Source organism: Paremcibacter congregatus, from assembly GCF_006385135.1.
Lineage (GTDB): Bacteria > Pseudomonadota > Alphaproteobacteria > Sphingomonadales > Emcibacteraceae > Paremcibacter > Paremcibacter congregatus.
In genome coordinates this window covers 351664-374968 of the sequence record NZ_CP041025.1, presented here as the reverse complement: position 1 = coordinate 374968, position 23305 = coordinate 351664, and the positions used below count along the sequence as shown (strand labels likewise).

Below are 23305 nucleotides of genomic sequence, written 5' to 3'. Positions count from 1 at the left end.
CAGGACGCGGGTCTATTGCCCTTCGGCCCCCGGTCTCCTAGACTTTTATTCATCTGATTATCAAGGTTAAGTTTTAAATCTGTTAAGAACAAGGCAAAGTTTTAGGCAAGACTATGGAAACGGCAACGACACCCCCCTCGCCCCCGGACCGCATTATCACCCTCGACATTCTGCGGGGCGCGGTGTTGCTGGGCATATTAATCGTCAATATGGCGGGCTTTGCCCTTCCTTTTGATGCCCTGAACAACCCCTTGATCGGCGGGGTATATTCGCCCGTTGATCATCACGCCTGGTATCTGACCGACCTTTTGGTCAGCAACAGCATGCGGGGAATTTTCTCCATGCTGTTCGGGGCCAGCCTCATCCTTCTGACCGCAAAACTGGAACAGAATGTCGGCGTCAAAGCAGCGAAAACCTATTTTTTCCGGCGCAATATGTGGTTACTGATCTTTGGTTTGTTTCATGGCTATATCATGCTCATGCCGGGAGACGTTTTGTATTTCTACGCGGTCACCGGCTTTCTGCTTTATTACATGCGGAACCTGAAGCCTCGCACCCTGATCATTCTGGCGCTGTGCATCTTCGCGGGCCGCATGGCGTTCGAAGCAGCCCGATATTTCAGTCTCAGGCAACTGATTGATCTCGCGGCGACCCACGGCGGGATATATGCAGACCTCTTGCACGACATACAGCAGGAGCATCTCAGCGACCCGGTGCAGATACAGAAAGAAATCGGCGCCATAACCCAAGGGTATGGCGCAACATTCCGGCTCTTCGCCCCTTATACTTTTTTAATCCAGACATATGGGTATCTCACGGACTTAGTTTGGGACGTCGCCAGCATGATGTTGCTCGGGATGGCCCTGTATAAATCCGGGATACTGCAAGGCGAGCGGAACCGACGTTTTTATCTCCGCCTGATGGTGATCAGCTATTTCATCGGAGTCGGGGTAAATGCAGCGACCCTTGCGCATCTTCAACACCACCAGTTTGACCTCATAAGCCAACAGCTGCAGTTGGTTACCTTTGACGTAAGCCGTGTCGCCTTGGCCCTGGGGCATATGAGCCTGATTATTCTGATCACCAGCACACCGATCCTGCCCAGATTAAAGCACGCCCTGGCAGCAGTTGGCCGCATGGCGCTCAGCAATTACCTGATGCAAACGCTGATCTGTATTTTCCTGTTCTATGGATTCGGGTTTGGGTTGTTCAACAGCCTGGGCCGCGCCGACCTGTTCGGGGTCATCGTGGTAATTTGGGCGGGTCAACTTGTCATGAGCTCTCTTTGGCTGCAATACCACCAATATGGCCCCATGGAATGGCTCTGGCGGTGTCTGACTTTCCGGGAAATAAAACCCCTGAAAAAAAGCCCGTCCCCGGCCAATGAATCCCCTTGCATTCCCCCATAAAGAAGGCTATACAACGCAGCTTCACGGGATGATATGGCTGAATGTAAGGGCATGCCTCATCATCCGGAAAGCTTGTCATTGGCAACAATGGCGTAAAATATTAAGTAAAAGGATAAGCTAAATGCCCAAGATGAAAACAAAAAGCAGTGCCAAAAAGCGCTTCAAAGTCACCGCTTCCGGTAAGATCATGGCTGCTCAGGCTGGTAAACAGCACGGCATGATCAAACGGACCAACAAGCAAATCCGTAACCAACGCGGCACAACCGTCCTGACCGATCAGGATGCACGTATCGTCAAGAAATTTATGCCCTACGGTTGATTAGGAAGATAAAATGGCACATGTAAAAAGAGGCGTGACATCTCACGCACGTCACAAAAAAGTTTTGAAACTCGCTAAAGGCTACCGCGGTCGCCGGAAGAGTACTATCCGCATTGCAATGCAGGCCGTAGAAAAAGCCGGTCAATATGCATACCGTGACCGGAAAGTCCGCAAGCGCACGTTCCGGGCCCTGTGGATCCAGCGGATCAACGCGGCAGCCCGTCTGCACGACATGACTTATTCACGATTTATGAACGGCCTGAAACTCGCAGGCATCGAACTTGACCGTAAAGTTCTGGCTGATCTGGCCGTTCGCGAACCGGAAGCTTTTAAAGCGATTGCTGATCAGGCCCAGGCCGCCCTTAACGCTTAAAAGCGCTGATCACACCGGAACGATAATTTATAGTCAAGAGGAGCCTGCTGTTTGCAGTAGGCTCCTTTTATGTATTTAAACGATATTTAAAAAATACGCTGGGTGAAGATATGGAAGACCTTCAGAAATTAGAGAGCGAGATCGTCGCGGCCATTACCGCTTGTGAAGACCTCGCCAAACTGGAAGACCTACGGGTCGCCGAGATAGGCAAAAAGGGCCGCGTCAGTCTGATGATGCGCGAACTGGGGAAAATGAGCCCGGACGAGAAAAAAGAATTCGGCCCCAAATTCAACAAGCTGAAAACCGTGCTGGTCGACGCCATCGCCGACCGCAAGGCCGCCCTCGAACTTGACGCTCTCAATGCCCGGCTGCAGTCCGAACGCATCGACATCACCCTGCCCTCAAGACCTGCCCCGGAAGGCAGCATTCACCCGATCACCCAGGTGATGGATGAGGTAACTGAAATCTTCACCGAAATTGGCTTTAGCGTCGCCGAAGGCCCCGAGATCGAAGAAGATTTCTATAACTTCACCGCCTTGAACATTCCCGAAGAACATCCGGCGCGCCAGATGCACGATACCTTCTATCTGCCGGAAGACGAAGATGGCAAACGCAAGGTTCTGCGCACCCATACCTCACCGGTGCAGATCCGCACCATGATGGCCGGACCGCCGCCCTACCGCATCATTGCGCCGGGCCGCACCTATCGTTGCGACAGCGATGCGACCCACACGCCGATGTTCCATCAGGTCGAAGCCCTGGTGATCGACAAGAATATCCATATGGGCCACCTGAAATGGTGTATTGAGGAATTCTGCCGCAAGTTCTTTGAGCTGGACGATGTCAAAATTCGCTTCCGCCCGAGCTACTTCCCCTTCACGGAGCCCTCCGCCGAAGTGGATATCGGCTGCGCCTTCAAGGATGGTGAAATCCTGATCGGCGAAGGCGACGACTGGCTGGAAATCATGGGCTGCGGCATGGTCAATGCCCGGGTCCTGGAAAATGTCAATCTCGACCCCAATGAATATCAGGGCTTTGCCTTTGGCATGGGCCTCGACCGCATCGCCATGCTGAAATGGGGTATCCCGGATCTGCGCGACTTCTTCGCCGCCGATCTGCGCTGGCTGAAACATTATGGTTTTGCCGCCCTCGACATTCCATCCCTCAGCACACAGAACAAGACCACGGGGAGCAAATAAAATGAAATTCACCCTCTCATGGCTCAAAGAGCATCTCGACACCACGGCGACAATCGATCAGATTTCCGAAAAGCTGACCGCCATCGGTTTGGAAGTCGAGGAAATTCACAATCCCGCCGATGATCTGGCCCCCTTCGTCATTGCCGAAGTGCTGGAAGCCGCCCCACATCCCGACGCCGATAAATTGCAGGTCCTGAAGGTTCATACCGGCAGCGAAACATTACAGGTGGTCTGCGGCGCCCCCAATGCCCGCGCCGGCCTGAAAGGCGCCTTTGCACCCTCCGGCGCCACCATTCCCACCAACGGCCTGAAGCTGCGCCCCACCAAGATCCGCGGCGTGGACAGCAACGGCATGATGTGTTCGGAACGGGAACTGGGGCTCGGTGAAGACCACGACGGCATCATTGACCTGCCCGCCGACGCACCGGTTGGCGTCAAATATGCCGACTATATGGACGTGGATGATCCGGTGATCGAAATCGCCATCACCCCCAACCATCAGGAAGCCCTCGGCGTGTTTGGTATCGCCCGCGATCTCGCCGCCGCCGGTCTTGGAACCTTGAAAGCCCAGAACACAACAGCGATCGAAGGCCAGTTCGCCAACCCGCAAAAGGTCGTCCTGGACGCGCCGGAAATCTGCCCGGTGTTCGAAGGCCGCTTCATCCGCGACGTCAAGAACGGCCCGAGCCCCGAATGGCTGCAGAAAAAACTGCGCGCCCTCGGCATGAAGCCGATTTCCATCCTGGTGGATATCACCAACCTGATGACCTATGACATGGCGCGCCCCTTGCACGTCTTTGACGCCGACAAGCTGCAGGGCGATATTGTCGTCCGCCGGTCGAAAGCCGGCGAAAGCGTCGTGGCGCTGGATGACAATACCTATGAGCTGCCCGACGGCATCTGTGTCATTGCGGATGACAGTGGCGTCATTGGCCTCGGCGGCGTCATGGGCGGCACCAGCACCGGCTGCTCTGAAGGCACCACCAACGTCTTCGTGGAAGCCGCCTGGTTTGATCCGATCAGCATCGCCACCGCCGGACGCACCCTCGGCATCGACAGCGACGCCCGTTATCGTTTCGAACGTGGCGTTGATCCGGACACCATGATGCCCGGCATTGAAATCGCCACCCGTCTGATCCTTGATCTGTGTGGCGGGGAGGCCAGCGAGGCTGTGGTCACCGGCACCATCCCGACGATTTCCAAGACCGTCCATCTTCGCCCGTCCCGCGTCGGCCATCTCGGCGGGGTCGACGTCAGCGAAGGCGAGATCATCACCATTCTCAGCGACCTGGGCTTTAAGGTAACCAAAGACGGCGACAGACTTGCCGTTGTCACCCCGAGCTGGCGCTGCGACATCGACGGCGAAGCCGATCTGGTGGAAGAAGTTTTACGCATTCATGGCTACGACAAAATTCAGTCAGAGCCCCTGCCGGTGTCCAGCCGGGCGATCAACACCGGCCTCAATCCGCTGCAAAAGCGCGTGCGTTATGCCAAACGTACGGCTGCAGGCCGTGGGTTGAAAGAAGCCATCACCTGGTCGTTCCTGCCTTCGGCCCACGCGGCTCTGTTTGCCGACCTCAAGCCGGAACTGGTGCTCGACAATCCGATCAGCGCCGACCTCGACGCCATGCGCCCCAACCTGCTGCCCAACCTGATTACCGCCGCCGGCCGTAACATGGACCGCGGGTTCCGCAATGTCGCCCTGTTCGAATGCGGCAACCAATTCTCCAGCGACAGCCCCGAGGGCCAGACCCTGATCCTCGCCGGGGTGCGGCGCGGTCAGGATGCCCAGAAACATTGGGACCAGACACCGGAAGATGTTGACGCCTTCGACGCCAAGGCCGATGCGGAAGCCGTCCTGCGCGCCTGTGGCGCCAAGATTGACAATGCCCAGGTCGTCACTGGCGCCCCCGCCTGGTATCATCCCGGCCGCAGCGGCGTCATTCGTCTGGGCCCGAAGAACATCCTGGCCTATTTCGGGGAAGTCCACCCGGCGATCCTCAAAGCCCTTGATGTCAAGGGACCTCTGGTCGCCTTTGAAGTCATGCTGGAAAATATTCCCTTCCCGAAATCGAAAGGCGGCAACAGCCGCGGACCGCTCAAGGCGTCTGATTTTCAGGCGGTCGAACGTGACTTCGCCTTTGTCGTCAACCGGGATGTCGCCGCCGCCGATATTATCAAGGCCATCCGCGCCGCCGACAAAAAACTGATCGACGAGGTAAGGCTGTTTGATATCTATGAAGGCCCCGGTATTGAAGAAAACCAGAAATCTGTGGCGCTGAACGTGCGCCTGCAGCCCATGGACCGGACCCTGACCGATGAAGATATTGCTCAGTTTTCCGCCAAAGTCATCGCCAATGTGGCGAAAAATACGGGCGGCGCCCTGCGTTAAGGGCCCCTCTTAAAGTCTCATGTCACCCCGCTGGAATTTCCCTTCGGCGGGGTGATTCGCTTTATTAACCCTATTTTAAACGCTCATCCCTTACAGTTAACCATAGTATAGGTATTAGTATAGACTTGGGTTATATTGTATGGCGGATCTTGTGGAAGAGATTAAAGTTCCCTTGAAACTGAGGTTGCGGGCCTGGTGGCATGGCTACGACCTTGAGGATATAAAGTTGCGCCTTATGGCGCAAGCCGGGGCAGCCATGTCTGACGCCGACATTCTCGCCGCCATCGACAAGGATAAAGCTCAGAACCAAACCGGTCCCGACACAGATAAAACAAGCGCCCTGCCCTGGGACAAAATCAGAGTTGAAATGACCCAGTTGATCTGGGGCGATGGATATTGCGGCCCCGGTGGTCGTAAGCATGTCATAGACATGTGCAAGCTCCTGTCCATGGATTCAAAAATGAGCGCAATTGTCCTCGGCGCCGGTCTCGGTGGACCCGCCCGGGTTCTGACAGAGGAATTCGGCGTCTGGATCACCGGCTATGAACAATCCCCGGAACTGAGCGAACAGGCAAATGAACTGTCCAAAAAAGCCGGGCTGGAAAAAAAAGTGGTCGTTCATCCGTTCGATCCCGCCAAGGCGTCTCCCTTCGATCGTAAATATGAACGGGCTTTTTCCAAGGAAGCACTCTATTGTTTTCCCGATAAAGACAAAATCATTAAGGAAACATACAATACGCTGAAGGATAATGCGCTGTTTCTGCTCACCGACTATGTTCTGTCCGATATCTCTTCTCTGGAAAACCCGGATGTGCAAAAGTGGCTCAAGCAGGAAGCATTTCAACCTTACCCCGTGCCTAGTAAAACCATCACCACTGCCTTGGAAAAAGCTGGCTTTACCATTCGCGTTAATGAGGATGTCTCCAAAGAGTATGTTGAACTGATTGAACAAAGCTGGGCCAAAGCCAAAACCGTGGCAGAACATCTGACAGGAAAAGGTCCTGAAGGACTTGCCGCGGTTAAAACCCTGATGGTAGAAGCCGAATTCTGGGCGCTGCGGGCCAAATTAATCAAGAGCGGACTTATTGGGGTACACCGCTTCCTGGCCCATAAAGCGGCCCAACCCCTATAATGTTATAGTGACACGCCATGACCCAAAAAGATAAATCCCTTAAAAAAGCGGTACCTTTCAAACTCAGGCTCAGGGCCTGGTGGGAAGGCTATGACGTTGAAGATATCGCAAACCGTCTCAATAACACTGCCCCCCAAAGCCCCGAAACCAACACCGGCAAGAGCGCTCCTGAAACAACACGACGAGACGACAGCCAACGCATTCTCTGGGACGAGGCCCGGGTAAAAATCGCCCAGCTGGTTTGGGGACAGGGATTTTGTGGCCCCGGCGGCGCCGAAAATGTCATCGCCATGTCCAAATTACTGGCCCTGACCCCGAAAATGAGCGCCCTTGTCCTCGGCGCCGGCCTCGGCGGACCCGCCCGGGTCCTGGCCCAGGAATTCGGTGTCTGGATCACCGGCTATGAATCCAATGACATTCTGGCAAAAGAAGGGATGAAAATGTCCGTTGGCGCCGGGCTGGAGAAAAAAGCCCCCATCCTGCAGTGCGATCTCAACGATAAACCCAGCTTCGACCGGAATTTTGAGCGGGCCTTCTGTAAAGAAGCCCTGTTCACCGTCGAAAATAAAAAACCCCTGATCCAGAGTGTGTACAAACAACTTAAAGACGACAGCCTGTTCCTGATCAGCGATTATGTCATTAAAAGCCCGGAAAGCATGACAAACCCCGATGTCCTCGACTGGCTGCGTCATGAGCCCCTTGACCCTTTCCCCGTCACCTCGGAAATGCAGGTCAAACTCCTCGAAGAAGTCGGGTTCACCATTCGTGTCAATGAAGACACGACCGAACATTATCTTGAGATGGTCAATGAAGCTTGGGAAAACGCAACCGGCGCTGTTGAGGCTCTCGCGACGGAAGAAGAAGAAGAAGCCCGCAGCAATATGAATGCCGTCCTGCAGGAAGCCGAGCTGTGGAACCGCCGGACAAAGATCATGCGGTCCGGCGAATTGAAAGTATGTCGGTATCTGGCCCATAAAGCCGCCGCCATCAAATAACGCTGCCTTCCTGCACACAATTGTCAGAGACGCCATTCCCCGTGGTCTCCTCTCGCCCGAAATCCTGCGCGTTTTTTTCTCGCCTTTTAGAAGAGATTCACTCCGCAAGAAGCCGCAAACCACAAGGCTGCTGCTGGCCCGCCCGACGCGAACTCTTAAAAGTTTAATGTTTTTTTAACCTTCTTTTAAATCTTCCCCCCCATACAGGTATGGTCTAACGCAATATGTAGTTCAACTTAGTAAAAAAATTCATTTCTTTATGACCGATATACAGACCTATCCCGAACATATCCCCTTCCTCTGGCGTATTCTCGCCTGGTGGGAAGGCTATGATCCGTTGGAATATGCCCGTATGCGGCGCCCCCGCAAAAGACGGCGGTCTGTCATCCAAGCCCTACCCGCACCGGAACAACATTCGCCTACGGAAGCCCGGCTTGATCTCATCCAGAAAATATGGGGCAAGGGATTATCCGATCCCGGTGGCCCCGATTACATTAATGAACTGTCAAAGCAACTGTCGCTGTCACCACAGATGAGTGCCCTCGTCGTCGGCGCAGGGCTCGGCGGACTGGCGCGCAAACTTGTTCAGGATTACGGGGTATGGATCAATGGCTATGAAAGCGACCCCGTCGTGGCTGAAATCGCCCAGAAAATATCCGTCGACGAAGGCCTGGCGCGCAAAGCCATCATCAGTCAGATGAACCTCGACGACAGTCCGATTTTCGAGCGAAAATTTGACCGGGCCTTTTCCAAAGACACCCTGTACAAGGTGACCCATAAAAAGGACCTGCTGAAAGCCGTTCATAAACAGTTGAAAAAAAGCAGCCTGTTCCTGTTAACCGACTATGTCGCCAAGGATCAAAAGTCCATCAACCATCCCGAAATGGTTCAGTGGCAGATTAACGAACCCGATGATATCGTCCTGTGTGATTCGAGCAGCCTGCGCAACCTTCTGGAAGAAGTCGGTTTTCAGGTCCGTGTTCAGGAAGATGTCTCCACCACCTATATCAAAATGATCGAACAGGCCTGGGCCCAGACCAATGAACTGGTTCTGGAATTGGCCGAAGACAAGGAAGCCAACAGGGACAGCCTGAATATCATCCTGAAAGAGGCCGAAGTCTGGGATATGCGCGCCCGGGCCCTGCAGTCCGGAAGACTTCAGGTTTACCGCTATCTGGCTTATAAACCCACTTCTTTCTGATCTCTCTTCTCCCCGGAAAGCCGTAAAAAAATATCTTTGCCCAAACAAGTTATCGCCCGGCTTCGCCGACGGCGCTTTTCCCTTGTCTTTGCGGGCCAAGGAGTGATAAAAGCCCTGTCATGACAGAACAAGATAAAATCAGAAATTTCTCCATCATCGCCCATATCGACCATGGAAAATCCACCCTCGCTGACCGGATGATCCAGCATTGCGAAGGCCTGACCGATCGGGAAATGAAAAACCAGGTGCTCGATAGCATGGATATCGAGCGCGAACGGGGCATCACCATCAAGGCCCAGACCGTACGTCTGAAATACAAGGCCCGCAATGGCGAGATTTATACCCTCAATCTAATGGACACGCCGGGCCATGTCGATTTCGCCTATGAAGTCAGCCGCTGCCTCTACGCCTGCGAAGGCTCCCTGCTTGTGGTTGACGCCAGTCAGGGTGTGGAAGCCCAGACCCTGGCTAACGTCTATCAGGCGATTGACAATAATCACGAAATCGTGCCGGTGCTCAACAAGATCGACCTGCCGGCGGCTGAACCGGAACAGGTGCGCGCCCAGATCGAAGATGTGATCGGCATCGACGCCAGCGACGCGATCAAGGCGTCCGCCAAAACCGGCGAAGGCATTGATGAGTTGCTCAACAGCCTGGTGGAAAAACTGCCTGCGCCCGTCGGCGACGTCAACGCACCACTCAAGGCGCTGTTGGTCGACAGCTGGTATGACACTTACCTCGGGGTTATGGTTCTGATCCGGGTGATTGACGGAAAAGTCCGGAAAGGCATGAAAATCAAGATGATGGCCGCCGGTACCGAACATACGCTTGACCGGGTTGGCGTCTTTACCCCGAAAGAGGTTCTCGTGGACGAACTGGGTCCCGGCGAAATCGGCTTTTTCACCGCCTCGATCAAGGAAGTCTCGCAAACCAATGTCGGTGACACCATCACCGAGTTCAAAAAAGAAACCGCCGCCCCCCTGCCCGGCTTTAAGCCAGTGCAAAGCGTGGTCTTCTGCGGCCTGTTCCCCGCCGATGCGGCCGATTTTGAAACATTGCGTGAAAGCATGCATAAACTGCGCCTCAATGACGCAAGCTTTACCTTTGAGACCGAAACCTCTGCGGCGCTGGGCTATGGTTTCCGCTGCGGCTTCCTCGGCATGTTGCATCTGGAGATCGTTCAGGAACGCCTGACCCGGGAATTTGACCTCGACATTATCACCACCTCTCCCAGCGTGATTTACAAGCTGCATATGAACAAGGGTGACCTTGTCGAGCTGCATAATCCCGCCGACATGCCTGACCCGACATTGATCAGCCATATTGAAGAGCCGTGGATTCGCGCCACCATTCTGGTGCCCGACGAGCATCTGGGCTCCGTCCTCAAACTCTGCGAGGAAAAGCGCGGCGAGCAGGTAGAACTCACCTATGCCGGCAACCGGGCCATGCTGATCTATAAACTACCACTCAATGAGGTGGTCTATGATTTCTACGATAAACTGAAATCCATTTCCCGCGGCTACGCCAGTTTCGACTATCAGATGGAAGGCTATCGGGAAGGCGATCTGGTCAAGCTTGGCATATTGGTCAATGCGGAACCGGTAGACGCCCTCGGCATGATGGTCCATCGCTCCCAGGCCGAATATCGCGGTCGGGCCCTGTGTGAACGGCTGAAGGATCTGATCCCGCGCCAATTGTTCAAGATCCCGATCCAGGCGGCCATTGGCGGCAAGGTCATCGCCCGCGAGACCATCAGCGCCATGCGTAAAGACGTGACCGCCAAATGTTACGGCGGCGATATCTCCCGGAAACGCAAACTGCTTGATAAGCAGAAAAAGGGTAAGAAGAAAATGCGCATGTACGGCAATGTGGAAATCCCCCACTCCGCCTTCATCGCCGCCCTAAAAATGGGGGATGACAAGTAAGGCGCTTGCGCCTTACTTCACAGACTTGAACAACGGCCGCACATTGCGTTCGATATGTTCTATGATCTTTTCGGCGACATTTTTGCCGCTTGATTTCTCGATCTTTTCCAGACCAGGGGTGCAGAAGACATCCAGCACCTTGGGGCCCTCTGCCGTGCGGATCATATCCACCGCCGCCACCGTTAGGCCCAGCGCCTTGACCGCCTTGACCGCCACCTGCCTTTCCGGGGTCGTGGTAATCTTCCGCTTTGTCTTGCGCCGCCCTACAGAAGGCGTCTCGTCAAAGAGCATTGCCCCGACAATACGCCGACCCACCACCAGACAGCGCAGGTCAGGGCTGCTGTTTTCCCTGATAATCTCCCGCGCCACCAGATTGGCCTCCGGCGCGGGCGCATGATCCGGATTAAAAGCCGCCGCTGGCTCGTCTATGGTCATGCCACCGCCCTGCAGGCCGTGGACCGATTTCAGGGTTACCGGTTCACCACCGACCAGCTTGATCATATTGTCGGTGTCCTCCGGGGAATTGGCATAGGCCGTTGTCGGCATCGCCACCCGGTTACGCGACAGGATCTGATGTTCGGCGAGTTTGTCCCGCGCCGCGCCGATGCCCTCGGCGGAATTGAGACAATAGGTCCCCATGGCCTGAAACTGACGCACCACCGCCCGCCCGTATACCGTTAGAGACGCGCCGATGCGCGGAATCACCGCATCATAAAATGGCAGGGGCGCCCCCTGATAATAAACTTGCGGGCTATGACTGCTGATCTCGAAATAGCAGCGTCGCGTATCAATCAGTTCCACCACATGATCGCGGGCTTCGGCGGCTTCGACCAGGCGGCGGGTGGAATAACTGTCCGGTGCTGAAGTCAGGATCGCCAGGCGGAAAGACCGCCGCGCCGCAGGTTTTCGCTTCAATTTATTATAAAGGTCATAACTTAACTGCGGCTGCAGGAAAGATTGGCCCGGCCGCACGCCGATGCCTTCCATCGCCCGCCGCCCGAGCAGCATCCGGTAGGCCATATTCTCGCGATTGGTCAGGGTGACCTCGATGTTCCAGGTCTTGTCTCCCATCTGCACCGGCACCAAAATTACATAGCGCAGCTCATTGGTGCCGTTGGACGAGGTTACTTCGCGGCGGTCGATCACTCGGGCGGAACAGATGATCTCCACATCCGGGCGGTCGGGAATCGGATGAATGGTAAAACGCACCCGGGGCTTGGCGTCACTGCCAAAGGGCTGAATGGAAAAGGCATGCAGGGCCGAGGTTTTGGCCCCGGTATCTATTTTCGCCTTGAGTGCAGGCAGGCCCAAGCTCGGCAAGGCCAACCACTCTTCCCATCCAACGACAAAGTCTTCCATTACATCATTCCTCATCTGTGAACGCCGATTTCGTAATATAATGCATCAGGTTAAAAAATATATCGCTAAAAGCAAAAAAGCCGCCCGCCCTGATTTCACCCGTCACAGACCCACATCGAAGAGAAGATACATAGATGATTTGACTTCTCGATATAATTCTTGAATATGGTGGCGGGCCTTCTTTAGTACAAATGGATCAATTATGAAAATAGGTATTCTGTCGCGCAATCCCAAGCTTTATTCCACAAGCAGACTCGTCGAGGCGGCTAAGGCGCGAGGACATGAGGTTAAAGTGGTTGATATTCTGAAATGCTATATGAATATCACCGCCAACAAACCAACCGTTTATTACAAGCCGCGGGACACGCGTGAACTGCTTGATTTTGATGCCGTGATTCCCCGAATCGGCGCCTCTGTCACCGCCTATGGCACAGCCGTCTTGCGTCAGTTCGAAGTGGGCGGGGTTTATTCCGTCAATGAATCCATCGCCATTTCCCGATCCCGAGACAAGCTGCGCGCCCATCAGCTTCTGGCCCGCAAAGGCGTCGGCATGCCGATCACCGGGTATGCCCATGCGGCCAACGCCACAGAAGACCTGATCGAATTCGTCGGCGGCGCACCGATTGTGGTAAAAATCATGGAAAGCACCCACGGCAACGGCGTGGTTCTGGCCGAAACCAAGAAAGCCGCCGAGAGCCTGATCAACGCCTTCCGCGGTCTCGACGCCAATTTCCTTGTCCAGGAATTTATCAAGGAAGCCGGCGGGGCCGACATTCGCTGTTTCGTTGTCGGGGACAAAGTGGTCGCCGCCATGAAGCGTCAGGCCCAGGAAGGCGAATTCCGCTCTAACCTGCATATGGGCGGCTCGGCCACTCTGGTCAAACTGAAACCCGCCGAACGCGCGCTGGCGGTGCGGGCCGCCAAAACCATCGGGCTTGATGTGGCGGGCGTTGATATCATCCGTTCCGCCCACGGGCCTCTGGTGCTGGAAGTTAATTCCTCGCCCGGTTTGAAAGGCATAGAGACCTACACCACCATCGACGTCGCCGATAAAATCATTTCCTATATCGAAAAGGATTCGCAAAAAGGGCCCAATAAAATGAAGGGCAAAGGATAGCCCCCATGGAGGACCCTCGCGGCATTCTGGAAATCGCCGGCAAACGCATTCCCCCCGGCAAACGGATGAAGATCGAGATCCCCATCGCCCGCCTGTTTGATGATACGGAAATGTCCATGCCGGTCATGGTAATCCGGGGACGGGAAAGCGGACCGGTTTTATTCCTGTCCGCCGCCATCCACGGGGATGAAATCAATGGCGTCGAAACCATCAAACGGCTGCTCGCCAACAAACGCATCAACAGCAAGATCAAGGGCACACTGATCGCCATGCCGATCGTCAACGCCTATGGCTTCAACAGCAACAGCCGCTATCTGCCGGACCGGCGCGATCTGAACCGTTGTTTCCCCGGGTCGGAAACCGGCTCTCTCGGCGGACAGATCGCCCATATCCTGATGCGGGAAATCATTGAGAAATCGACCCATGGCATCGATCTTCACACCGGCGCAATCCACCGCACCAATCTGCCGCAGATCCGGGCCGACCTCACTGATCCGGAAACCGAAACCCTCGCCAAGGCTTTCGGGGTGCCGGTCATTATCGATTCCAACACCCGGGACGGCTCCCTGCGCCAGGCCGCGTTGGAAAAAGGCATTCCCATGCTACTTTTCGAAGGCGGGGAAGCCCTGCGCTATGAGGAAAAAGTCATCCAGACCGCGCTGATGGGAATCCTGTCCGTCATGGAATCCATCGGCATGATCGCCCCAAAAGAACGCAAGCGCCGCAAACGGCCCGAGAACGTCTTTATTGCGCGGACAAGCTACTGGGTGCGCGCGCCCCATAGCGGCAGCCTCAGGGTACGGGTCAAGTTGGGGGCTATGGTGAAAGAAGGCCAAACTCTTGGCGTGATTTCAGACCCATACGGCAGCTATATGGCCAAGGTCAAAAGCCATCGCACCGGCATCATTATTGGCATGACCATGCTGCCGCTGCTCAATCAGGGGGACGCCATGTTCCATATCGCCATTTTCGAAGATTCGGAAGCCGTCGAGGAACGGCTCGAAGATTTCGATGACGCCCTTGACCTGAATGACGGCAGATAACGGCGAGATAAAAAAAGAGCCTATCTTATTCACTGTGTAAGCGACCATGAAATAAACATAACCTCGGTTGCGCATTTTTCCCGCCCTATAATTCCATCGCCCCTCCTGCGTAGGCAGGAGGCTATTTTGTACTCGATATGTACAATGTTCCTCTCTTAAGTTACAAAGAGGATATTTCTGCTTTCAATTCGTTGATTCTATTGTTGATGTAATCTATATGACCTTGTATTTCTGTGGTATCACTTCTTGGTTCTAACTTTGATTGATTCTTCTCCCCTATTTCTTTCTCTAGCCATTTAATTAAGACCTCATTTCTTTGAATTTTAGTTACTTTTTCCCGCTCTAAGGATTGCTTCATCAGTTCACGCGTTTGCTTTTCATGTTCCAGCCTTGTATCTTTTAGTTCCTGTCTGGTAAGTTTTAATTCTTCCTTTTGAAATTCAAAAGTTCTTACAACATAATATAAAACTGCAATCGCTATTAACGGATTCAATACTCCCCCAAGGAAATCGCCAAAGCTTCCCCACACCCCGCTATCTTTAGTAGGCGGCAAACCCAACCACCAAGCAAAATAGACAAAATAGCCAGCAACTAATGATACAAAACCGCCCAATGCCAAACGTGTGGGGACATAACTAAAAAAACCTGTATTTTCTATATTCATTTGATCAGACATTTTATCCCTTTTTATTCTCATACGGTTACCAAAACTTATTGTCACTCCTGCCCAGGCAGGAGTCTAGAGTTTTCTGGGGAACGGGCTTTCCTGCCTCCGCAGAATAACTCCTGCAAAAATCAAAAAGCCCCTGTGGCTTTCACCACAGAGGCTTTTGAATTCTGAGCGTGAAAAGCCTAGTTTTTGGCTTTATCCACCAGCTTATTTTCTTTCAGCCAGGGCATCATGGCCCGCAGGTTGGCGCCAACTTCCTCGATCGGATGGGCGGCGCCCTTGGCGCGGGCGGCTTTCAGTTTCACCTGACCCACTTTATTGTCGAGCATAAAGTCATTCACGAAACGGCCTTCCTGAATGTCAGCAAGAACGCGCTTCATTTCCTTCTTGGTCTCCTCGGTGATGATCCGTGGGCCAGTGACATAGTCACCATATTCAGCGGTGTTGGAAATCGAATAGCGCATGTTGGCGATACCGCCTTCATACATCAGATCAACGATCAGCTTCAGCTCATGCAGACATTCGAAATAGGCCATTTCCGGCGCGTAGCCAGCTTCAGTCAGGACTTCGAAGCCACACTGCACCAGCGCAGACGCGCCGCCACACAACACAGCCTGCTCGCCGAACAGGTCGGTTTCGCATTCTTCCTTAAACGTGGTTTCAATCACCCCGGCGCGGCCACCGCCGTTGGCAGAGGCATAGGACAGACCGATATCATGGGCGTTGCCGGACGCATCCTGATGCACCGCGATCAGGGTCGGCACCCCGGCGCCTTTGAGATATTCGGACCGCACTGTATGGCCCGGGCCTTTTGGCGCAATCATGAAGACGTCAAGATCGGCGCGCGGCTCGATCAATTTGAAATGCACGTTCAGGCCATGGGCGAACACCAGAGCTGACCCCTGTTTCATGTTGGGGGCCAGGTCGGTGGCGTAAAGATCGGCCTGCAGCTCATCCGGCACCAGGATCATGATCACGTCACCCCAGGCGGCACCCTCGGCGGCGGTCATGACTTTAAAGCCGGCGGCTTCCGCCTTGGCGCGGCTGGAAGAGCCTTCCCGCAGGGCTACCGCAATATCGGTCACGCCGCTGTCTTTCAGGTTGGCGGCATGGGCATGGCCCTGGCTGCCGTAACCGACGATGACGACTTTCTTGGTCTTGATCAAATTTACATCCGCATCACGGTCATAATATACACGCATTATAGTCTCCTAAATAAATACGGCCATGCTGGCCTGAACTGTCTGTTTGTCTGTCGAAATTTTTCAGAGGGCGTCGGTGCCGCGGGTCAGGGCCGCAACCCCGGTGCGCACCACCTCTACCAGGCCCACATCCATCATCAATTCGATGAAGGCCTTTGTCTTCTCGGTCTTGCCGGTAAGCTCGAAAATGTAACTGTCGAGCGTACTGTCCACAATCTTGGCGCGGAACGCCTTGGCAATGCGCATTGCCGCCGGCTGATGTTCGCTGGCGCAATGAACCTTAACCAGGGCCAGTTCCCGCTCTACATGGGGACCGTTCTCGGTCAGGTCCGCCACTCTATGCACCGGCACCAGCCGCTCCAGTTGCGCCTTGATCTGCTCAATCACATGCGGTGTGCCAATGGTCACCACGGTAATGCGGGATTCGGTACCTTCCAGATCAACCGGCGCCACCGTGAGATTTTCAATATTGTAGCCCCGACCAGAAAACAGGCCGATCACCCGCGCCAGAACCCCGGCTTCGTTATCGACAATAATCGACAGCGTATGACGGGCGGCAAGTTCAATTTCTTTGTGCGTATGATGCATAATTTCTCTCCTGCGGGCTGGCTTACACCAGCGCCGCGCCCCCTTCGTAGGCTTTAAAATCTTCTTCTTCCGGCAAAATCATTTCGTTATGGGCCGCCCCGCTCGGCACCATCGGGAAACAATTGGCCAATTTCGCCACCCGGCAATCGACAAATACCGGTCCCGGTATTTCAATCATTTCCTTGATCGCCGCATCCAGTTCGGACGGTTTATCGACAATGATGCCGTGCGCGCCATATGCCTCGGCCAGTTTCTTGAAGTTCGGCAGGCTGTCGGAATAGGATTCCGAATAACGCCCGCCGTGATTAAGCTCCTGCCACTGGCGCACCATGCCCATATATTCATTGTTGAGGATGAAAACCTTCACCGGTAGCTTATATTGAACCGCCGTGCCGATTTCCTGAATATTCATCTGGATCGAGGCTTCGCCCGCCACGTCAATGACCAGGGATTCCGGATGAGCCAGTTGCACCCCGATCGCCGCCGGGAAGCCGTAGCCCATGGTACCCAGCCCACCGGATGTCATCCAGCGGTTCGGGTCCTCAAACTTGAGATATTGCGCCGCCCACATCTGATGCTGGCCCACTTCCGTTGTGAAATAGGTGTCTTTATCCTGGGTCAGGGCCTGCAGGCGTTCCAGCGCATATTGCGGCATGATCACCTCATCGGTCTTGGGATAACGCAGGCAATCCCGTTCCCGCCATGTGGCAATCTGATCCCACCAGCCGTCAAGAGACGGGCTGTCGGTTTGCAGCACCATGGCTTTCCAGACTTTCAGCATATCTTCCAATACATGCGCCACATCACCAACGATCGGCACATCCACCCGCACGGTCTTGTTGATCGAGGAACGGTCAATATCCACATGCACCTTTTTCGATTTTGGTGAGAAAGCATCAAGACGGCCGGTAACCCGGTCATCAAACCGCGCCCCGATACAGATCATGACATCACAGTCATGCATGGCGTAATTGGCCTCATAAGTGCCGTGCATGCCCAACATGCCAAGGAACTGTTTGTCCGACGCCGGATAGGCGCCCAGGCCCATCAGGGTGCTGGTGATCGGCGCACCGGTGAGCTGCACCAGTTCGCGCAGCAATTGCGCCGCCGCCGGGCCGGAATTGATCACGCCGCCGCCGGTATAAAAAATCGGTCGTTCCGCTCCGGCCAGAAGCCTCATGGCCTCTGTAATGCCGTCAATGTCACCTTTGACTTCCGGTTTGTAACTGCGGTGCTCAATCCTACCTGTATGAACTTGGCTTGTTTTAAAGATCTGAACATCTTTCGGGATGTCAATCACCACCGGGCCGGGCCGTCCACTGGTGGCGACATAGAAAGCCTCGTGAACCACCCGGGACAGCTGATCCACTTCGCGGACCAGATAGTTATGCTTGGTGCAATGGCGGGTGATGCCAACGGTATCGGCTTCCTGGAAGGCGTCGCTGCCGATCAGATGCGCCGGCACCTGGCCCGTCAGACAGACCACCGGAATCGAATCCAGCATGGCGTCGGTCAGACCGGTCACCGCATTGGTCGCCCCGGGACCGGACGTCACCAGAACCACGCCGGGCTTGCCGGTGGAACGTGCATAGCCTTCGGCGGCATGGACCGCGGCCTGTTCATGCCGCACCAGAATATGGCGGATCTTGTCCTGCTTGAAAAGCGCATCATAAAGCGGAAGCACGGCACCGCCAGGGTAGCCGAAAATCACTTCGACACCTAAATCCACCAGGGAATTTACGATGATTTCTGCGCCGCTAAACTCTGTGTCCGACATGACGAACCTTCCTTATTAATCCTTTAAAAATTCAGCCTCCCTCACCAGAGTAATGGAGGCGTTAATGCCAGTGGCAATATAATCGTGCAGATAGCCCCTTTGACAAAAGAAACTTCGGCCCCACCGCAAGAATGCAAAACATATCCGTTTCTCGGCCTAAAAGCAAAAGAAACAGAGGTCTGAATCACATAACCTTGCGGCGCACAATAGTAATCTATTATTGCACAGTCAAGCTATATTTGGGAAATAAAAATACAAAATAATATTAATATACGAATTAATATTACAAATCCACTGGAGTCCAGTCGCCACACTGATTACGGAACCAGGTCATTTGGCGTTTGGCAAACTGACGGGTCGCGGTCTGGGCGAGGACAATCGCCTCTTCCAGTTCCAGGTCACCGGCCAGATATTGCGCCAGATGCGGCACGCCCAGGGACTTCATCACCGGCAAAGTCGAGGCATAATTCAGTGCCAGAAGGGCCTGTACTTCTTCGATCGCAGCCCCCGTCTCCACCATCTGACGGAAACGCCGGTCACAACGGTCATACAGTCGGGCCCGTTCCATCACGGTAACATTTTTAAGAATCTGGACATCGTCCCGTTCGTCAAGCCCGCCAACCGGCGGAATATTCTGCCAATATGACAGGGATTTTCCGGTGGACAGAATCACTTCCAGCGCCCGGGCGATGCGCTGACTGTCTCCGGGGGCGAGCCGTTGCGCCATTTCAGGGTCAAGGCCTTCAAGCCGGGCATGGGCTTCCGGCGCCGTCTCTGACGATACGGTCGCCCGAATTTCCGCGCGCACCACAGGATCAATTTCCGGCACTTCCGACAGGCCGTTGACCAGACTTTTGAAATAGAGCCCCGTCCCGCCGACCACGATTGGTACCCGGCCGCGGGCCCAGATATCCTCAATGACCGGCAGCGCCAGATCACGCCAGCGTTCCGCCGAACAGGGATCATCCCCCCGCAATGTCCCGTAAAGATGATGTGGGCAGACGGCCATTTCCGCCGCCGTCGGGCGGGCGCTCAAGACATCAAGTTCACGGTAAATCTGCATGCTGTCGGCATTTATAATTTCGCCGCCTTCGGCCCGGGCCCAGTCAAGCGCCGTCGCGGTCTTGCCGCTGGCGGTGGGGCCGGCCAAAAGAATTATTTTCTGCATTGATTATTCCATAGCATTCATTCAGTAGGGACGTTATATCCCTATATATAGCATTGATGCGTAGATGACCAACCGGGTAATGACATATGAGCAACATTCTGACCTTGATCGCCAATCCTGCCACCCCCAGCCTGACTGAAGACGTGGTGTCGGGCTATGCCACCGGCCTGGTCGGTGTCAGTGGCCTGCGCTGGCTTTCCGAAGGCGTTGCCGTCGATATTCACTTTGACAGCGATCTCGACACCGCCCGTCAGGATTTACAGGAAGACCTCCTGACAGAAGACTTTGATTTTGCTTTCCAGGCCGCCGAAGACCGGACCAAGAAGTTGCTGGTCGCCGATATGGACAGCACGATCATTCAGTGTGAATGCATTGACGAACTGGCGGATTACGCCGGCCTCAAACCCAAGGTCGCCGCCATCACCGAAGCCGCCATGCGCGGCGATCTGGATTTCGAAAGTGCGCTACGCGAACGGGTCGGCCTGCTCAAAGGCATGGAAGCCTCTGTGCTGGAAACAGTATATCAGGAACGGGTCCGGTTGATGCCGGGTGCGGAAGTCCTGATCAAAACCATGAATGCCAAAGGCGCCAATACGGTCCTGGTGTCGGGTGGCTTCACCTTCTTCACCGGCAAGGTTGCCGCCGTCACCGGCTTTCAAACCAACCGCGCCAATGTGCTTGAGATCAAGGATGGTAAACTTACAGGACAGGTGATGGACCCGGTGGTCGACAGTTCAACCAAACTCAACAGCCTGAAGGAATTCCGTCAGCTCGGGAATCTGTCCCCGGCTCAGGTTATGGCGGTGGGCGACGGCGCCAATGACATTCCCATGATCCGGGAAGCCGGTGTCGGCATCGCCTATCATCCCCATCCGGCCGCCGCGGAAGCCGCCGACATCACCCTGCGTCACGCCGACCTGACCGCTCTGCTCTATCTGCAGGGCTATGCCGATGAGGATTTCATCACTTCCTAGGCCTCACCGCGCTCAAGGCAATCCCCCGAAACCAAGACAACAAAAAAAGCCCCGACATTTCTGCCGGGGCTTTTATTTAAACTGTCTGATCAGACGATCATTGGCCTTTAAGATAAGCCAGCATGGTGTCGGCGTCGGACACTTCGAACGGATCAGTCGGGCAGTTGTCTTCGAAACCTGGCTCGATGAACATTTTTTCGACTTCGCCGTTATCAACGACCATGGAATAACGCCAGGAGCGATAGCCAAAACCGAGATTGTCTTTATTTACCAACATGCCCATTTTACGGGTAAATTCACCACTGCCGTCTGGCAGCAGGAAGACGTTTTTCGCGCCCTGGGCAACACCCCAGTTATACATGACGAACGCATCATTGACGGACACACAGATCACGGAATCAACCCCAAGCGCCTTGAATTCGTCATACAATTCTTCATAGCGGGGCAGGTGAGATGTGGAACAGGTCGGGGTGTATGCCCCCGGCAGAGAGAAGACCACAACTTTCTTGCCTTTGAACAGGTCATCAGTGGTGACGTCTTTCCATTCAAAAGGGTTAGGGCCTTCCAGGGCGTCATTCCGCACACGGGTTCTAAAGGTAACGTTAGGTACTGTAGTCATTGTTTGGTCCTTTGAGTTAAATGATCTTCGAGAATCGTTCCTAATGCGGAAACTTATACAGGATATCGCCAGCAATATCAAATTAGAATTATTCTATTTTATGAAATAACGTACTACAATTTAAAATCTAATGATTTACTTCTCGGCAGCCCCCGCTTCGCCGCGGCCCTCTGGCCATCCGCTTTTCCCATAGCGAACACTGTGGCGTGATTTTAGGGACTTTCGCCCACCTAATCAAGAGCGCATTCGGACTTTTTACCCTTCTGCCACATCGCGCGGGCGCCATAAAAAAGACCGGATCACAAGACCCGGCCTCTATAGAATTTATCAAGATCTCACAGGATCACTCAGGATCAAACTGCACCGCGACAAACGCCGTGTTACCGCGACGGATAATCTTGAGTAATACGCTCTTGCGGCCTTTCTTGCGCAGTTCTGCAACCCGTTTTGTCACCTGATCGATCGTCTTGACGTCTTCCTGGGTCACCGACAGGATCACATCCCCCCGGCGCAGGCCTTTTTCACCGGCCGGGCTGTTGCGCTTGACGCTGGCCACCAGAACCCCTTCGACATCGTCTTCAAGCCGCAGGGCCTTGCGCGATTTTTCCGTCAGATTTTCAAGCGTCATGCCGAGCACTTCTTCGCTCTTCACATCCTGCTCTTGATCATCCGGCTGCATAGGCGCATCGTCCGGGGTTTCCTCATCCACCAGTTCATCAATCACCAGGGTCAGGTTCTTACGTTTGCCTTTGCGCAAGACCACCAGTTTGACCTTTTTGCCGATCGGCGTATTGGCCACCCAGATGGGCAGATCATTGCGGGTTTTTATCGCCTTGCCTTCATACTCGATAATGATGTCATCTGATTCGATGCCGGCTTTATCGGCAGGACCACCTTCCACAACGGATGTCACCAGGGCGCCCTGGCCTTTTTCCATCCCGAGACTTTCAGCGAACTCATCAGTCAACGGCTGAAAGACGATGCCGATGCGGCCGCGTCTGGCGTGACCGAATTTCTGAATCTGCTCAATCACATGCTGGGCCTGGTTCGACGGAATGGCGAAACCAATGCCGATATTACCGCCGGATGGCGAGAAGATCGCGGTATTGATGCCGATCACTTCCCCGTCCAAATTAAACATCGGGCCGCCGCTGTTGCCGCGGTTGATCGATGCATCCGTCTGAATATATTTATCATAGGGGCCGGAATTGATATCCCGGTTGCGGGCGGAAATAATCCCAGCGGTAATCGTACCACCAAGGGAATAAGGATTGCCGATCGCCAGCACCCAATCCCCGATGCGGGATTTGCTGTCATCGCCAAATTTGACATAGGGTAGCGGCTTATCGCTTTCCACTTTCAGAACCGCAAGGTCAAGTTTGTCATCCTTGCCGATCAGCTTCGCTTCAAATTCGCGACCATCATGCATCTTGATCATGATCTCGTCCGCCTTGTCAATCACATGATTGTTGGTGACGATGATCCCGGACGGGTCAATCACGAAACCGGAACCAAGAGACTGACGCGTGGTCGGACGTTCTTCTTCCTCACTGTCCTTATCCCGTCCCCGGTCATATCGGCGAAACAATTCGTCCAGACCCGGGATTTGCGGTATTGTCCGCTGCTCTCTCTTGACCACCTCGGTGGTATTGACATTCACCACAGCAGGTAAAAGTTTTTCCGCCAGATCGGCGAAACTGTCCGGTGCGCCCGAGGCGAAACCGGAAAGAGGCGCAATCATGACACATGAGATCACGATCATCGCACCAGTAAAAATTTTCTTCATATTACGCATACCAATTCCTGATATCTTTCCATTGTCCAGTTCAACATTAATTTGCTT

20 protein-coding genes are annotated in these 23305 nt (G+C 54.3%); 12 read left to right on the top strand and 8 right to left on the bottom strand.

What is annotated here, in order from left to right:
- Positions 1–113 precede the first annotated feature (113 nt).
- From FIV45_RS01735 to lepA, 9 genes are all read left to right on the top strand, one after another.
- Complete coding sequence (locus FIV45_RS01735; protein ID WP_099472503.1) at positions 114–1409, top strand: DUF418 domain-containing protein; 1296 nt, start codon at positions 114–116, stop codon at positions 1407–1409.
- A gap of 121 nt (positions 1410–1530) precedes the next feature.
- On the top strand, positions 1531–1728 hold the full coding sequence (rpmI, locus tag FIV45_RS01730; RefSeq protein ID WP_099472504.1) for a 50S ribosomal protein L35: 198 nt from the start codon (positions 1531–1533) through the stop codon (positions 1726–1728).
- 13 nt (positions 1729–1741) lie between these two features.
- A complete protein-coding gene (rplT, locus tag FIV45_RS01725) occupies positions 1742–2101 on the top strand; it encodes a 50S ribosomal protein L20 (RefSeq protein WP_099472505.1) in 360 nt (119 codons plus the stop codon).
- Positions 2102–2211: 110 nt separating this feature from the next.
- Positions 2212–3300 carry a phenylalanine--tRNA ligase subunit alpha gene (gene pheS / locus FIV45_RS01720; protein ID WP_099472506.1) on the top strand — a complete coding sequence of 363 codons (1089 nt, stop codon included), beginning with the start codon at positions 2212–2214 and terminating at the stop codon, positions 3298–3300.
- A gap of 1 nt (position 3301) precedes the next feature.
- Entirely contained in the window at positions 3302–5692 is a 2391-nt protein-coding gene (gene pheT, locus FIV45_RS01715) for a phenylalanine--tRNA ligase subunit beta (RefSeq protein ID WP_099472507.1), read from the top strand.
- A gap of 139 nt (positions 5693–5831) precedes the next feature.
- Positions 5832–6824 carry an SAM-dependent methyltransferase gene (locus FIV45_RS01710; protein WP_099472508.1) on the top strand — a complete coding sequence of 331 codons (993 nt, stop codon included), beginning with the start codon at positions 5832–5834 and terminating at the stop codon, positions 6822–6824.
- 17 nt (positions 6825–6841) lie between these two features.
- Positions 6842–7819 carry a class I SAM-dependent methyltransferase gene (locus FIV45_RS01705; RefSeq protein ID WP_099472509.1) on the top strand — a complete coding sequence of 326 codons (978 nt, stop codon included), beginning with the start codon at positions 6842–6844 and terminating at the stop codon, positions 7817–7819.
- Positions 7820–8078: 259 nt separating this feature from the next.
- Positions 8079–9020: an SAM-dependent methyltransferase gene (locus tag FIV45_RS01700; protein WP_099472510.1), complete on the top strand. Its 942-nt coding sequence runs from the start codon at positions 8079–8081 to the stop codon at positions 9018–9020.
- 119 nt (positions 9021–9139) lie between these two features.
- The gene (gene lepA, locus FIV45_RS01695) at positions 9140–10945 is read left to right on the top strand and encodes a translation elongation factor 4 (RefSeq protein WP_099472511.1); all 1806 of its coding nucleotides are present in this window, start codon (positions 9140–9142) and stop codon (positions 10943–10945) included.
- Between the two features lie 12 nt (positions 10946–10957).
- Here the strand turns inward: lepA and FIV45_RS01690 are convergent, their stop codons facing one another.
- Positions 10958–12304, bottom strand: coding sequence for a putative ATP-dependent zinc protease (locus FIV45_RS01690; RefSeq protein WP_099472512.1), 1347 nt, complete (start codon positions 12302–12304; stop codon positions 10958–10960).
- A 202-nt stretch (positions 12305–12506) separates the two neighbouring features.
- On the opposite strand from FIV45_RS01690, the gene rimK reads away from it, so the two are divergent.
- Together rimK and FIV45_RS01680 are read left to right on the top strand one after the other, a co-directional pair.
- Positions 12507–13421 carry a 30S ribosomal protein S6--L-glutamate ligase gene (rimK, locus tag FIV45_RS01685; RefSeq protein ID WP_099472513.1) on the top strand — a complete coding sequence of 305 codons (915 nt, stop codon included), beginning with the start codon at positions 12507–12509 and terminating at the stop codon, positions 13419–13421.
- Between the two features lie 5 nt (positions 13422–13426).
- Positions 13427–14464 carry a succinylglutamate desuccinylase/aspartoacylase family protein gene (locus FIV45_RS01680; protein ID WP_099472514.1) on the top strand — a complete coding sequence of 346 codons (1038 nt, stop codon included), beginning with the start codon at positions 13427–13429 and terminating at the stop codon, positions 14462–14464.
- Between the two features lie 160 nt (positions 14465–14624).
- Here FIV45_RS01680 and FIV45_RS01675 read toward each other — a convergent pair whose 3' ends face one another.
- The 5 genes from FIV45_RS01675 to miaA all read right to left on the bottom strand — a co-directional run bounded on the left by FIV45_RS01675 (position 14625) and on the right by miaA (position 19869).
- On the bottom strand, positions 14625–15140 hold the full coding sequence (locus FIV45_RS01675; protein WP_133118568.1) for a hypothetical protein: 516 nt from the start codon (positions 15138–15140) through the stop codon (positions 14625–14627).
- A gap of 176 nt (positions 15141–15316) precedes the next feature.
- Entirely contained in the window at positions 15317–16336 is a 1020-nt protein-coding gene (ilvC, locus tag FIV45_RS01670) for a ketol-acid reductoisomerase (protein ID WP_099472516.1), read from the bottom strand.
- Positions 16337–16399: 63 nt separating this feature from the next.
- Positions 16400–16924, bottom strand: coding sequence for an acetolactate synthase small subunit (ilvN, locus tag FIV45_RS01665; RefSeq protein WP_099472517.1), 525 nt, complete (start codon positions 16922–16924; stop codon positions 16400–16402).
- A 22-nt stretch (positions 16925–16946) separates the two neighbouring features.
- On the bottom strand, positions 16947–18701 hold the full coding sequence (locus FIV45_RS01660) for an acetolactate synthase 3 large subunit (protein ID WP_099472518.1): 1755 nt from the start codon (positions 18699–18701) through the stop codon (positions 16947–16949).
- A gap of 283 nt (positions 18702–18984) precedes the next feature.
- Complete coding sequence (miaA, locus tag FIV45_RS01655; RefSeq protein ID WP_099472520.1) at positions 18985–19869, bottom strand: tRNA (adenosine(37)-N6)-dimethylallyltransferase MiaA; 885 nt, start codon at positions 19867–19869, stop codon at positions 18985–18987.
- Positions 19870–19955: 86 nt separating this feature from the next.
- Here miaA and serB point away from each other — a divergent pair, with 86 nt between their 5' ends.
- Positions 19956–20843, top strand: coding sequence for a phosphoserine phosphatase SerB (gene serB, locus FIV45_RS01650; RefSeq protein ID WP_099472522.1), 888 nt, complete (start codon positions 19956–19958; stop codon positions 20841–20843).
- Between the two features lie 97 nt (positions 20844–20940).
- On the opposite strand, the gene FIV45_RS01645 is transcribed toward serB, so the two are convergent.
- Positions 20941–21462 (bottom strand): peroxiredoxin, encoded by a 522-nt coding sequence (locus FIV45_RS01645; RefSeq protein WP_099472524.1) that lies wholly within the window; start codon positions 21460–21462, stop codon positions 20941–20943.
- A 343-nt stretch (positions 21463–21805) separates the two neighbouring features.
- Positions 21806–23257, bottom strand: coding sequence for a DegQ family serine endoprotease (locus FIV45_RS01640; protein WP_204602179.1), 1452 nt, complete (start codon positions 23255–23257; stop codon positions 21806–21808).
- Positions 23258–23305: the final 48 nt, after the last annotated feature.